Source organism: Parvibaculum sp., assembly GCF_049651025.1.
Lineage (GTDB): Bacteria > Pseudomonadota > Alphaproteobacteria > Parvibaculales > Parvibaculaceae > Parvibaculum.
The window spans coordinates 1-12,855 of sequence record NZ_JBASBH010000081.1; the positions used below are offsets into that span (position 1 = coordinate 1).

12 protein-coding genes are annotated in these 12,855 nt (G+C 62.0%); 3 read left to right on the top strand and 9 right to left on the bottom strand.

Annotation, left to right across the window (positions count from 1 at the left end):
• Together WA943_RS10860 and WA943_RS10865 are read left to right on the top strand one after the other, a co-directional pair.
• Positions 1 to 626 (top strand): SDR family NAD(P)-dependent oxidoreductase (locus WA943_RS10860; protein WP_424469895.1); only part of this gene is annotated, 626 nt, incomplete at its 5' end.
• Positions 627 to 666: 40 nt separating this feature from the next.
• On the top strand, positions 667 to 2,223 hold the full coding sequence (locus WA943_RS10865) for a long-chain-fatty-acid--CoA ligase (RefSeq protein ID WP_424469896.1): 1,557 nt from the start codon (positions 667 to 669) through the stop codon (positions 2,221 to 2,223).
• Here the strand turns inward: WA943_RS10865 and WA943_RS10870 are convergent.
• Positions 2,168 to 3,280, bottom strand: coding sequence for an aromatic ring-hydroxylating oxygenase subunit alpha (locus WA943_RS10870; protein WP_424469897.1), 1,113 nt, complete (start codon positions 3,278 to 3,280; stop codon positions 2,168 to 2,170). The two genes, WA943_RS10865 and WA943_RS10870, sit on opposite strands and share 56 nt — an antisense overlap.
• Before the next feature lie 183 nt (positions 3,281 to 3,463).
• On the opposite strand from WA943_RS10870, the gene WA943_RS10875 reads away from it, so the two are divergent.
• Positions 3,464 to 4,852 carry an aminotransferase gene (locus tag WA943_RS10875; protein ID WP_424469898.1) on the top strand — a complete coding sequence of 463 codons (1,389 nt, stop codon included), beginning with the start codon at positions 3,464 to 3,466 and terminating at the stop codon, positions 4,850 to 4,852.
• 25 nt (positions 4,853 to 4,877) lie between these two features.
• On the opposite strand, the gene WA943_RS10880 is transcribed toward WA943_RS10875, so the two are convergent.
• The 8 genes from WA943_RS10880 to WA943_RS10915 all read right to left on the bottom strand — a co-directional run bounded on the left by WA943_RS10880 (position 4,878) and on the right by WA943_RS10915 (position 12,783).
• Positions 4,878 to 6,326, bottom strand: a complete 1,449-nt coding sequence (locus WA943_RS10880; protein ID WP_424469899.1) for an amidase — start codon at positions 6,324 to 6,326, stop codon at positions 4,878 to 4,880.
• 28 nt (positions 6,327 to 6,354) lie between these two features.
• Positions 6,355 to 7,773, bottom strand: coding sequence for an aldehyde dehydrogenase family protein (locus WA943_RS10885; protein ID WP_424469900.1), 1,419 nt, complete (start codon positions 7,771 to 7,773; stop codon positions 6,355 to 6,357).
• 95 nt (positions 7,774 to 7,868) lie between these two features.
• Positions 7,869 to 8,744, bottom strand: coding sequence for an ureidoglycolate lyase (locus tag WA943_RS10890; protein ID WP_424469901.1), 876 nt, complete (start codon positions 8,742 to 8,744; stop codon positions 7,869 to 7,871).
• On the bottom strand, positions 8,741 to 9,475 hold the full coding sequence (locus WA943_RS10895) for an SDR family oxidoreductase (protein ID WP_424469902.1): 735 nt from the start codon (positions 9,473 to 9,475) through the stop codon (positions 8,741 to 8,743). Before WA943_RS10895 ends, WA943_RS10890 begins: the two co-directional genes overlap by 4 nt.
• 11 nt (positions 9,476 to 9,486) lie before the next feature.
• Positions 9,487 to 9,816 (bottom strand): L-rhamnose mutarotase, encoded by a 330-nt coding sequence (locus tag WA943_RS10900; RefSeq protein WP_424469903.1) that lies wholly within the window; start codon positions 9,814 to 9,816, stop codon positions 9,487 to 9,489.
• Positions 9,816 to 10,931: a mandelate racemase/muconate lactonizing enzyme family protein gene (locus WA943_RS10905; protein WP_424469904.1), complete on the bottom strand. Its 1,116-nt coding sequence runs from the start codon at positions 10,929 to 10,931 to the stop codon at positions 9,816 to 9,818. Before WA943_RS10905 ends, WA943_RS10900 begins: the two co-directional genes overlap by 1 nt.
• Positions 10,932 to 10,933: 2 nt before the next feature.
• Positions 10,934 to 11,773, bottom strand: a complete 840-nt coding sequence (locus tag WA943_RS10910; protein ID WP_424469905.1) for an amidohydrolase family protein — start codon at positions 11,771 to 11,773, stop codon at positions 10,934 to 10,936.
• The gene (locus WA943_RS10915; protein WP_424469906.1) at positions 11,770 to 12,783 is read right to left on the bottom strand and encodes an aldo/keto reductase; all 1,014 of its coding nucleotides are present in this window, start codon (positions 12,781 to 12,783) and stop codon (positions 11,770 to 11,772) included. The genes WA943_RS10910 and WA943_RS10915 overlap by 4 nt, the downstream gene beginning before the upstream one ends.
• Positions 12,784 to 12,855: the final 72 nt, after the last annotated feature.

A 12,855-nucleotide genomic window follows, 5' to 3' on the forward strand; every position in this document is an offset into this window, starting at 1 on the left:
GCTTTGCCGACCGCTTCGTCGGCACGGCGATAGAAAAATTCGGCGGGCTCGACATCATCGTCAACAATGCCGGTTACACATGGGACAGCGTCGTCCAGAAGATGACGGACGAGCAGTTCCAGACGATGCTCGACGTTCATCTCGTCGCGCCCTTCCGCATTCTGCGCGCGGCCGCAGAGCCGATCCGCTTGCTTGCGAAAAAGGAAGCGCAGGAGGGCCGCGAAGTTTTCCGCAAGGTCGTCAACATCTCGTCGATGGCGGGCACCAACGGTAATGCCGGACAGGCGAATTATTCATCCGCCAAGGCGGCGCTGGTCGGCCTCACAAAGACCATGTCGAAGGAGTGGGGGCGCTACAAGGTCAACGTCAATTGCGTGGCTTACGGCTTCATCGAAACGCGCCTGACGCAGGCGATGGAGAAGGAAGACACGAAGGTCACGATCGACGGCCGCGAGCTTCAGGTGGGCGTGCGGGACCAGATGCGCAAGACGTTGCCGATGATGGTGCCGCTGGGCCGTGCCGGTACGCCGGAGGAAGCCGCAGGCGCCGTCTATCTCTTCTGCATTCCTGAAAGCAACTATGTGAGCGGCCAGGTGCTGATTGTCGGTGGCGGCTTCAATATGTAGATCGGCTTCACGCGGCGGCTTTCTCTGGGAGGAGAGTTCCATGTATCTGACGCAAGGCTTGCACCGCTCGGCACAAATCAACCCCGATGGCGTCGCGACGATTTTCGGCGCGCGACGGCGAAGCTGGGCTGAGGTGAAAGACAGGGTCGCGCGCTTTGCGTCAGCTCTCCTCGCGCTGGGGCTTCAGCGCGGCGATCGCGTTGCCGTGATCGCCATGAACAGCGACTATTATCTGGAAACCTATTACGCGGTCGCCTGGGCCGGAGGCGTCATCGTGCCGGGCAATGTGCGCTGGGCGGTGCCGGAACATATCCATGCCATGCAGGACAGCGGTGCGCGTTTCCTGCTGGTGGATAAAACATTCGCGGGGCTCGTCGCGCCGATTGCGGCGGCTTGCGATCTTCGCATGACGATATTTATCGATGACGGCGCCGCGCCTGAAGGAACGGTCGGCATACAGGCGCTGATCGAGAATGCGGAGCCTGTCGAGGATGGCTGCGGCGAGGGCGACGACCTTGCCGGGCTTTTTTATACCGGCGGGACGACGGGGCGCTCGAAAGGCGTGATGCTGTCGCATCGAAGTCTCATTTCGAATTTCCTCTGCGCCAATGCCATGGTGCCCTATCGCGACGATCCTATATTCCTGCATTCGCCGCCGATGTTCCATCTGGCCGATGCGGCGGCGATCATCGGTGTCACCATGGTTGGCGGCACGCATGTCATCGTGCCTTTCTTCAGTCCCGAAAGCGTTGTGAAGGCCATAGAAGAGACACATGCGACGGCGCTTGTGCTTGTGCCGACGATGTTCGGGATGTTGCGCGATCATCTGGCGACGCATCCGGCGGACCTCACCTCAGTCCTGCAGATCAAATATGGCGCCTCGCCCATATCGGAGACGCTGTTGCGCGATGCGATGGCGATGTTCCCGAATGCCGAATTCTTGCAGGCCTATGGACAGACGGAGCTGTCGCCCTGCGCCACGATTCTCGAACCGAGGTTTCATAAGGCGCGCGCCGATGGAAAGACCTGGCTGCGTTCGGCGGGCCGCGCCATTTTCGGCGTGGAAGTGAAGATCGTCGACGAGGCGATGAAGGAATGTGCATATGGGCAGGTCGGCGAGATCACGGTGCGCAGCCCCGGCGCGATGCTCGGCTACTGGAACCAGCCGGAGCTGACGCGCCAGACTATCGTCGATGGCTGGTTGCGCTCCGGCGATGCCGGATATATGGACGATGAAGGTTTCGTCTATCTCGTCGATCGCGTGAAGGACATGATCGTCTCCGGCGGCGAAAATGTTTTCTCGGCGGAGGTGGAGAACGCCCTTTCGGCCCATGCCGCCGTTGCCGAATGCGCGGTGATCGGCGTGCCTGACGAGAAATGGGGCGAGCGCGTTCACGCAATCGTCCGGCTGAAGGGTGGCGCGTCAGCGACGCCGGACGATCTGATCGCCCATTGCAAGACCCTTATCGCCGGCTATAAATGTCCGCGTTCGGCGGAAATTCGCAGCGAGCCCTTGCCGCTCTCCGGCGCGGGTAAAATTCTCAAAGGGGAACTCCGCAAGCCATATTGGGAAGGGCTTGAGCGCCGGATCGGCTGATCGATTGTTCGTCTGCATGGCGCTTATGGGCGGCCGCTACCATGTTCTGGAACTGGATGACGCCGTTCTCATGGACGGGTGACAGGCGGCCGCGATCATAGATGCCGGTCTGGAGATTGGCCTGGACGCCATTGCAGATCGCGATGTCTTCCTTTGCGACCATATAGGCCCACTCGATCAGCTCATCGCGCTCTTTCTCTTTTGACGGATCGAGCTCGTTGAAGAGATAGCGATAGGTGAGCCGCATTTTCGTCGGGCCCAGCGGTTCGACCTGACCGATATTCATGCCCCAATTGTACATGTTGAAAAACAGGCCGGGGAAACGCCAGACCCACAGACCGTCGGTCTTGCCGCCGTCGCGCGCATCGACCGAATGGCTTTGCAGCGTGTCGCCGATGGTGTCGATGCGATAGGTCTGCATGTCGACGGCGCTGTTGAGGCCCGGATGGATCGTCGGGATGTGCCAGGCTTCGGCATAATTGTCGCAATAGGTTTTCCAGTTGATGTCGGCTTCGACGGTGAACTGCCGCCCGAGAAACATTTTCTCGATAGGGTGGCGCAGCGCTGCGTCGGCGAGATCCTGAAGCCATGTCGAGACGGGCACGGCATTCTCGTCGAGATTGACGAAGACGAAGCCGCGCCAGACCTCGCAGCGCGCCGGGAAAAGCCCGTACTGGCTCTTGTCGATATCCATGGTCGGCGCGCCATGCAGCCGCCCCTCGAAATCATAGAGCCAGCGATGATAGGGGCAGGAGATGCGGTCGATATGGCCGGCGCATTCCTGCACCAGCGGCGCGGCACGATGGCGACAGATATTGTGGAAGGCGCGTATCTCGCCATCCTTGCCCTTGATCGCAAAGACCGGAAGACCGGCGATGGCCGCCGATACGTAATCACCTGTGGCGGCGAATTGCGATGCCATGCCGACAAGCACCCAGCTCTTCGCCCAGATTTCCTTGCGCTCGATTGCCCATGCCTCGGGCTGCCAGTACCAGCTCGCGGGCAGGGTTTCCGGCGCAGATGCGCCGCTCTCCGGCAGATCCTCGGCGATGCTCATTCTTGCCCCCCATGCGGCGCGAAACGCCTTTGCGTGCATGTGGAAGGCTAAGGGCAGGGACCATGACGCGGTATGGCCTAGATAGGACAGAGCCGCCTTCGCTGTCCTAACAAGGACATACCCCGCAGGCGCGGTTTCCCCATACTTGACGATGGAGGCGAGCTGGTCCTCCAGGGGAATGTCATGGTGCTTGCAAAGACGACAGGCGGACGGGTCGACGCGCTCGATCGTCGCCACAATATTCATCCTTTCACCGATCTGGCGGCCATGGAGAAGGCGGAACGAACCGTCATCGTCAAGGCACAGGGCAATTACGTCTTCGGCGAGGATGGGCGGAAATTTCTCGACGGTCTTGGCGGCATGTGGTGCGTCAATATCGGGCATGGCCGCGAGGAGATGGCGCAGGCCATCGCCGATCAGGTGCGCCAGCTCGACTACTACTCGCCCTTCGACGATCTGACGACGCCTGCCATGGCCTCGCTCGTCGAGGCGCTGGCGCAGCGCGCGCCGGGAAATCTGAACCGTGTGCTGCTGACGACAGGCGGCTCGACGGCGGCGGATTCCGCCGTGCGCCTCGTCCATCATTATTTCATCCGGCTCGGGCAACCCTCGCGCCGCCACGTCATCTCGCGGCACAATTCCTATCACGGCAGCACCTATCTGACGGCCTCGCTCAGCGATCCGGGCTATAGCGAGGGATGGCTTGCCGAGCGTGAGTTCGTTCACCACATCAGCGCGCCCAATCTCTATCGTCGCCCGGAAGGTTTGAGCGAGGCGGAATTTCTCGAAGTGCTGGTGGCGGAGTTTGAAGAAAAGATTCTCGAACTCGGCGCGGAAAACGTCGCCTGCTTCATAGCCGAACCCATTCAGGGATCGGGCGGCGTGATCGTGCCGCCGGAGGGCTATCACAAGCGCATGCTCGCTATGTGCCGGAAATATGGGCTGCTCTATATTTCCGATGAGGTCGTCACGGGTTTCGGGCGGCTCGGGCATTTCTTTGCGTCGGAAGCGCGCTTCGGCATCGTGCCGGACATCATCACGAGTGCGAAGGGCCTGTCGTCGGGCTATGTGCCGCTTGGCGCGGTCATACTGTCCGATGACGTCTATGCGGTGTTGAGCCAGAAGACGGGCGCCTATTTCAACACGGGCTTCACCTATTCAGGCCATGCGGTCGCCTGCGCTGCGGCGTTGAAGAACATTGAAATCATCGAGCGCGAAAAGCTTTGCGAGCGCGTCCGCGAAAACGGGCCGCGCTTTGAGGAGAAGCTGAAGGAGCTTGTGGGCTTGCCGCTTGTCGGCGATGTGCGAGGTAGCCGCTTCATGATGTGCATCGAATATGTAGCGAACAAGACCCGCAAGGAATTGTTCGCCGACGATGTACGCATCGGCAAGCGCATCTGGCGTCATTGCCAGAAGCGCGGGCTGCTCGTGCGGCCGCTCGCGCACCTCAACGTCCTGTCGCCACCGTTGACGCTGACGCTGGACGAGATCGAGTTTATCGGCGATGTGCTGCGCGATGCGATCTACGACACGGCCGATGAACTGACGCGCGACGGCATTCGTACGGAATAAGCCTGAGGCGCGTCAGCCCGATCGATCAGACCTTGCCGCGAAAATCGGGAAAGGCGTCGCCAGCAAAGAGCGGCGGCGCGACGCGCTCATAGGCGGTGGCGAGCGCGAAGGCCGTCGCATCGTCATAACGATTGGCGATGATCTGGATCGATGTCGGAATATTGCTTGCCGCACGACCGGTTTGCGCAACGACGATCGGATGCAGATAAAGCAGGTTGAAGGGATGCGTCAGCCACCAGCCGGTCATTCCATCGACTTCGACGCCATTGATGAGCGTTCTGTCTCTCAGCGGTTCGTTGACGGCGGAGACGGAAGGCAGGCCCGTTGTCGGGCAGATGATGGCGTCAAAGCCCGCGCTGTAGATCGCGTCTATGTCGCGGTTCATTTCGGCGAGAAGGGCCGCGCCCGTTTCCATCGCATCGGGCGGAAGCTGGCGCGCCTTGGCGAGCATGTTGCGGGAGTGATCGGAAATATCGTCGGGCGCTGTTGCCATGGCCTCGGCGGTTTCGAGGAAGGTGCGCCAATATCCCGTCAGCATGATGCCGTGAAATGCCGTCAGTACTTTTTCCGGCGTCCAGTTCAGCGCGACCTGCTCGACATGTGCACCAAGACTTTCGAAATGCTTCAGCGCGCGCTCCGTATTGGCGCGCACTTCCGGATCGACCTGCGCAAAGCCGAGATCTGGGCTATAGGCGATGCGCATTCCAGCGACGCTCGGCAGCGGTGCGGGCAAGGTGTGCTTCGGCAATGCCGTGTGATCGTAAGGCGCGGGGCCGTTCGACAGATCGTACATGGTTGCGAGATCGCCCATGCTGCGCGCCATGGGGCCATAGACCGATTGCGGAACGACACCCCAGGGCGCGACGGTGGGGAAGCGGCCGAACGGCGCCTTGAAACCATAGATGCCGTTGACGCTTGCGGGCAGGCGGATCGAGCCGCCGGAATCGCTGCCCGTTGCGAGTGTCGTCGTGCCAGCGGCCAGCGCCGCGCCCGAACCGCCCGACGAGCCGGAAGGCGTGAATTCGAGGTTCCACGGATTGCGCGTGACGCCGAACTGCGCGGACCTTGTGACGCCCATCAGGCAGAATTCGGGAACGGCCGTTTTCGCGTGGATGATTGCGCCGGCATCCACCAGACGTTGCACCATGGGGTGCGTGGAGGGCGCCACATAATCCATGAAGAGCTTTGAGCCTGACGCCGTTACCTTGCCTTCGACATCGGTGTCGTCCTTGACGGCGAGCGTGACGCCTTCAAGCGCGCGGGCTTCGCCGCGTCCGTAACGCGCTTCGGCCTGCTTTGCGGCTTTGCGCGCCTCGTCGTAGAAGCGCCAGGCAAAGGCGTTGATCTTCGGCTCGACCTCTTCGGCGCGAGCGAGTTGCGCCTCCAGCACCTCGACCGGCGACAAAGCGCGTGACTTGAAGAGGCGCACCTGCGCGGTGGCGGAGAGATAGGCGAGGTCGCGTTTGCCGGTCATGGCATTTTCCTTTTGAGCATTGTGCGCGTCATGGAAGCAGGACGGCTTTGATCTCGGTGAATTCCTCGATGCCGAAACGTCCGCCCTCGCGGCCATTGCCGGATTGACGATAGCCGCCGAAGGGCACCTCGGCACCGATCATTGCGCCATTGATGTGAACCATGCCCGCCCGCAAGCGGCGCGCGAGTTTGAGGGCGCGGTCCGTATCGCGCGAGGTGACATAGGCGGAGAGGCCATAGCGCGTGCCATTGGCAATAGCGACGGCGTCTTCCTCGTCGCGATAAGGCATGAGGGCGAGGACGGGGCCGAAGATTTCTTCCTGCGCAATCACCATGTCGCTGGTGACGTTGCCGAAAACGGTCGGGCTGATGAAATAGCCGTTTGTGCCTGTAACGCGCGCGCTGCCGCCTGCGGCGAGCACTGCGCCTTGCGCGCGCCCCGTCTCGATAAACCCGCGCACCTTTTCGTAATGCACCTTCGAGACGACGGGGCCCATATCGGTTGCCTCGTCCTGCGGATCGCCGACGCGGATCGCGCGGGCGGCCGACGCCGCAAGGCTGAGCACTTCGTCATGGCGCGAGGCGGGCACCAGCAGACGCGTCGGTGCGTTGCAGGACTGGCCGCTATTTTCCATGCAGGCGAGAAGGGCTTGCGGCACGGCGTTTTCAAAATCCGTATCGTCGAGCAGAATATTGGCCGACTTGCCGCCAAGCTCCTGCGCGACGCGCTTGATCCCCGGCGCGGCATTGATGGCGACGCTGACGCCTGCGGCGGTCGAGCCGGTGAAGGAGACCATATCGACATCGGGGTGGGATGAGAGCGCCGCGCCGACGCCGGGCCCGTCGCCATGCACCATGTTGAAGACGCCGGGCGGCACGCCCGCCTCATGCAGCACTTCGGCAAAAAGCTCGGCCGATTGCGGCGTCAGCTCGCTGGGCTTCAGGACCATCGTGCAGCCGGCGGCAAGCGCGGGCGCGACCTTGCAGACGATCTGGTTGATCGGCCAGTTCCAGGGCGTGATGAGCGCGCAGACGCCCATGGGCTCGCGATGAATTTCGGCATTGCCGATCCGCTGAACGACGTCGAAATCTTTCAGCGCGGCAATCGTCGCTTCCAGATGATCGATGCCTGCCGCCGCCTGCGCGTTGCGCGACAGGGTGACGGGCGCGCCCATTTCCTCCGTGATGGCAGCGACGAAGTCTTCGTAACGACGCCGGTAGACGGCAAGGATGCGCTGAAGCAGCGAAAGCCGCTCCGCAATGGTGGTTATCGAAAATGTGGGGAAGGCATTCCTCGCGGCGGCGACCGCGAGGTTCACATCATCCGCCGTTCCCATGGCGACTTCGCCATAGGGCATATCGGTCGCGGGATTGAAGAGCGGCCGGGCGGGGCGGGCGGATGCGTCGACCCATCCGCCGCCGATATAAAAGCGCCCTATATTTTTCATCTTGCCGCCAAGGGTGACTATGCGAAAGCGCCCGAGCGTGCCGGGCTTTGTGCTCGCAGGAAATAGCCCATGGAGGACGGGGGCCGCTAGAACGGTCAGCGCGGCAGAAAGGTTGAGCCTGTGCCGGTGGCGGCGATCGTGCGCTGGTTTTGTTCGCCGAGACCTTGAATGCCGAGGCGCATGGTCTGTCCGGTTTTCAGATAGACAGGCACGGGCTTGATGCCGAGGCCGACGCCGGGCGGCGTGCCCGTGGAAATGATGTCGCCGGGCTGCAGGCTCATGAATTGCGAAATATAGGCGACGATGAAAGGCACGTTGAAGATCATCGTGCGCGTATTGCCGTTCTGATAGCGATGCCCGTCGACTTCGAGCCAGAGGTCGAGCTGCTGGGGATCGGCAACCTCGTCGCGCGTGACGAGCCAGGGGCCGATGGGGCCGAATGTGTCGGCGCTCTTGCCCTTCACCCATTGGCCACCGCGCTCCATCTGAAAGGCGCGTTCCGACAGATCGTTGATGACGCAATAGCCTGCGATGTGGTCCATCGCATCGGCTTCGTTGACGTAGCGAGCTTCCTTGCCGATGACGACGCCGAGTTCGACTTCCCAGTCGGCCTTGGTCGAGCCATGCGGAATGATGACATCGTCGTCAGGCCCGCAAATCGCGCTGGTCGCCTTGAAGAAGAGAACGGGCTCCGATGGCACTTCCATGCCGGATTCCGCTGCATGGTCGGCATAGTTGAGGCCGACGCAGATGAATTTGCCGACGCCGCCGACGCAAGGGCCGATGCGCGGCGAGCCGGGCACGAGCGGCAGGGTCGCCGGATCGATCTTTTTCAGCTCTGCAAGTTTTTCGGGCGTGATCGTCGTGCCGTTGATGTCTGCAACATGCGCGGAGAGATCGCGGATCTTTCCGCTCGCATCGAGCAGCCCCGGCTTTTCCGCGCCGACAGGTCCATAACGCAAGAGTTTCATGTGTTGCTCCAACCGCCGTCGATGGTGACGATGCTGCCCGTCATGAAGCCTGCCGCGTCGCTGGCGAGATAGACGATGAGCTCGGCAACCTCTTCCGGCTTGCCGATGCGGCCGATGGGCTGGCGCGCGATGAAGGCGGCGCGTGCCGTTTCATAATCGCCTTGCGCGCGCATGCGCCCGTCAAGCGACGGCGTTTCGACGGTGCCGGGGCAGATCGCATTGCAGCGTATGCCTTTGGTCACGAAGTCGGCGGCGACGGAGCGCGTGAGGCCGATCACGGCGGCTTTCGTGACGCCATAGGCGAAGCGGTTCGGCGCGGCGATGACGGAAGATGCGACCGACGACATGTTGATGATGGAGCCGCCACCCGCGTCGATCATTGCAGGCAGGAACGACTGGATCATCCGGTACATGGACCGGACATTGAGGTTCATCGAGAAATCCCAATCCTTTTCCGTGCAGTCGAGGATCGTGCCGTGATGAACGAAGCCCGCGCAGTTGAAAAGAATGTCGATGGCGTCGAGTTCGCTTGCGAGCTTTTCAATCGCCTCGCGGTCGGTCACGTCGAGACGCCGCCTGTCCGCGCCTTCGAGTGTCGCAAGCGCCTTCTCGTCGATATCGGTCGCGATGACGCGCGCGCCTTCACGCATGAAGGCCTCCGCCGTTGCGCGGCCCATGCCTTGCGCCGCCGCTGTTACCAGCGCGGTCTTGCCCGCCAGCCTTCCCGTCATCGCTCGCTCCTTCAATCGGTATGAAATACGTTTTCCATGGCCGCCCATTGCTCGCCTGCGGCGCGCGTGGGCAAAGGCTCCTGGCAAGGGTCGGTCAATTGCCACCAGCGGCGTGTCGGCTCATGCTCTTTCATGCGGGCCATGTCGGCATCGAAATCGTTGCCGACATATTCCCAATAGCCGAACAGAAGATTTTCCGGCTCGCGCAGGAAGATCGTGTAATTGGTGATGTTGCAGGCGCGGATCATCTCGAGCACTTCCGGCCATGCGGCGGCATGAAGGCGTTTATATTCCGCGAGCTTTTCCGGCTTCACGCCGATCACCATGCCCATTCTCTGCATCAGGCATCTCCCTTTGCGATGGCGAGCGTCTCGACGCTGCGCGCATTGATCGCGTCCCAATCCCAATCGATGCCAAGCCCGGCTGCGGAGGGCGCGACGGCGAAACCGTTTTCGATTTGAAGGCGCGAGGTCGTGATCTCGTCGAGCTGGGGAATATATTCGACCCAGCGTCCGTTCGGCACGGCGCAGGTGAGCGAGACATGCAGCTCCATCAGGAAGTGCGGGCAAACCGGCATGTTGAAGGCTTCAGCCACATGCGCAACCTTGAGCCAGGGCGTGATGCCGCCGATGCGCGCGGCATCGACCTGAACGATGGAGCAGGCACCCTTCTGCATATATTCGCGAAAGTGCCGGAGCGAGTAGATGGATTCGCCAACCGCAATCGGCACGCTGGTCGAGCGGTTGAGGCGGATGTGCCCGTCGAGATCATCGGCGGGCAGCGGCTCCTCGATCCAGCCAAGGCCGAACGGCTCCAGCATATGCGCGCGGCGGATGGCTTCATCGACGGTGAAGGCCTGATTGCAATCGGTGAATATCTCAAAATCTTCGCCGACGGCATCGCGCAGCTTTTCGACACGCGACACGTCCTCGCGCACTTGGCATTTGCCGATCTTGATCTTCGCGCCGCCAAAGCCGAGGCGTTTGGCCTCAAGCGCATCGTCGACCAATTCCTGCGTGGAGAGATGCAGCCAGCCGCCTTCGGTCGTATAGAGCGGCGCGCGATCTTTCGCGCCGCCTGCGAGCTTCCAGAGCGGCAGGCCGACGCGGCGCGCACGCAAATCCCAGAGGGCGGTGTCGATGGCGGCAAGCGCGAGCGATGTGATCGCGCCGACCGTGGTGGCATGGGTCTGGAACTTGAGGTCCGTCCAGATGTGCTCGATCTCGTCTGCCTCGCGCCCGATGAGGCGGGGGGCAAGATGATCGGCGAGAAGGCGCATGACGGACGAGCCGCCTGTGCCGATCGTATAGGCATAGCCGGTGCCGATCGCGCCGTCCGCATCATGGATACGCGCAATGATCGTTTCTTGACAGACGAAACTCTGAATCGCATCGGTGCGCTTCGTCTTCGGGGCGAGCGGCACCATCATGATCTCGACGCGGTCGATCAATGCCATGGCTATGCCTGCTCCAGCCGATAAAAACGCGTCGCGGTGCCGCCGAGCATATCAGCACATTCGCTGGCCGGTTTCGATCCGAGCCATGCGCCGAACATGGCGTTCCAGTCGCCATAGGTGCTTTCAAGCAGCAGCACGGGCCAGTCGCTGCCCCACATGAGACGCGACGCGCCGAAGGCACTGTGCAGATGATCGAGGTAAGGCGACAGATCGGCAAGCGTTGCGCCGGGCCTTGCTTCGGTCAAAAGCCCGGACAATTTGCAATGAACATTCGGAAGCACAGCGAGGCGCGCGATCTGCTGCGCCCAGCGATCGAAGCTGCCGAGCCCGTCGCGTATTTGAGGCTTCGCGCCGTGGTCGATGACGATGGGCAATTGGGGGTAGCGTGTCGCGAGTATGTGGAGCGCGTCGAGATGCGGCGGCTTTACGAGCGCGTCGAAGCTGAGACCAAGCTCGATCAATGCGCGATAGGCCGCGTCGAGTTGCGGCCGCAGCATCCAGTCTGCGGGTTCGATGTCCTGGATCATCGGGCGGATGCCCTTGAAGATGGGATCGCGCGCAAAATCGCGAAGCGTTGCGATGCCGCTTTTCGTTTCCATGTCGATCCAGCCGACGACGCCTTTGATGAGGGCGTGTCTTTCCGCAAGGCTCAGAAGAAATTCCGTCTCGCGGGGATCGGCGGCGGCTTGAACGACGACCGTGCCGTTGATGCCTGCCGATGCGAGAAGCGGCTCAAGATGCGACGGCTCGAAATCGGAATAGATCGCGGCAAGCTCCGGCGTCAGCCAATCGTAGAAGCCGTTCGAGAGCCGCCAGAAATGTTGATGTGCATCGATCTTCATGCGGGCACCGGCGCGTCGCGGTGAAGCAGGCCTTCGCTCTTGAGGTCGGACCAGAGCGCGGGTGGAATGGATTGGGCCGCCCAGTTCAATGCGCTTGTTAGCTCCGCCTCTTTGGCGACGCCCGGAATGACGGTCGCGACGAGAGGATGGGCGAGCGGGAATTGCAATGCGGCGGCGGGAAGCGGCACGCCATGCACCTTGCAGACGGCATCGAGGCGGCGCACGCGCGCCATCACTTCGGGCGGCACGTCGCCATAGTTGAAATGCGCGCCTTCGACGGGGCCGGTCGCCAGAATGCCGGAGTTGAAAGCGCCGCCGATGATGATGCCGACGCCCGCTTTGGCGCAAAGAGGGAAAAATTTGTCGAGCGGTTCCTGCTCCAGAAGCGTGTAGCGTCCGGCAAGCAGGAACGCGTCCCATTGCCCGTGATCCATCGCCTCGGCGCAGACCTGCCATTCATTGGCGCCGATGCCGATGGCGCCGACGCGGCCTTCGCTGCGGAGCCTGTCCAGCGCCTTGTAGCCGCCTTCCATGGCGATCTTCATCAATTCGCCATGGGCCGCGCCATGCGTCGCCGCGCCGATGTCATGCATCAGCGCAATGTCGATAGAGTCGAGGCCGAGGCGCACGAGGCTTTCCTCGACCGACCGCATCACGCCGTCATGGGAATAGTCATAGACGGGCTCGAAGGGCGCGGCGTCGATGAAGGCGGCGCGTTGCTCGTGCCAGCCAGCATTGGGCTTCAGCAGGCGGCCGACCTTCGTCGAGATGACGAATTGATCGCGCGGCTTTGTCTGCAGGAAACGCCCGAGGCGTTGCTCGCTGAGGCCGAAGCCATAAAGCGGCGCGGTGTCGAAATAGCGCATGCCCGCTTCCCACGCGCGCTCCAGCAGTGCATCGACTTCCGCGTCGGGCAGGGCGCGATAGAGATTGCCGATGGGCGCCGCGCCGAAGCCGAGTTCGGTGAGGTTGAGCGCGGTGCGGCCGAGTTTTCTTTTCTGGAGCGTCATTTCGCCAGCCTATGCCCCGGTTCCGAGCACAGATGAGATGCGTGCATTCGTTTCGGCAAGATATATTGCAAT

Bases quoted from the DNA above. Each gene is read 5' to 3' on its own strand.
- WA943_RS10880 (WP_424469899.1), bottom strand. From the start codon at position 6,326: ATGACCGGCAAACGCGACCTCGCCTATCTCTCCGCCACCGCGCAGGTG.
- WA943_RS10875 (WP_424469898.1), top strand. From the start codon at position 3,464: ATGGTGCTTGCAAAGACGACAGGCGGACGGGTCGACGCGCTCGATCGT.
- WA943_RS10870 (WP_424469897.1), bottom strand. From the start codon at position 3,280: ATGAGCATCGCCGAGGATCTGCCGGAGAGCGGCGCATCTGCGCCGGAA.
- WA943_RS10900 (WP_424469903.1), bottom strand. From the start codon at position 9,816: ATGCAGAGAATGGGCATGGTGATCGGCGTGAAGCCGGAAAAGCTCGCG.
- WA943_RS10895 (WP_424469902.1), bottom strand. From the start codon at position 9,475: ATGACGGGAAGGCTGGCGGGCAAGACCGCGCTGGTAACAGCGGCGGCG.
- WA943_RS10915 (WP_424469906.1), bottom strand. From the start codon at position 12,783: ATGACGCTCCAGAAAAGAAAACTCGGCCGCACCGCGCTCAACCTCACC.
- WA943_RS10905 (WP_424469904.1), bottom strand. From the start codon at position 10,931: ATGGCATTGATCGACCGCGTCGAGATCATGATGGTGCCGCTCGCCCCG.
- WA943_RS10885 (WP_424469900.1), bottom strand. From the start codon at position 7,773: ATGAAAAATATAGGGCGCTTTTATATCGGCGGCGGATGGGTCGACGCA.
- WA943_RS10865 (WP_424469896.1), top strand. From the start codon at position 667: ATGTATCTGACGCAAGGCTTGCACCGCTCGGCACAAATCAACCCCGAT.
- WA943_RS10890 (WP_424469901.1), bottom strand. From the start codon at position 8,744: ATGAAACTCTTGCGTTATGGACCTGTCGGCGCGGAAAAGCCGGGGCTG.
- WA943_RS10910 (WP_424469905.1), bottom strand. From the start codon at position 11,773: ATGAAGATCGATGCACATCAACATTTCTGGCGGCTCTCGAACGGCTTC.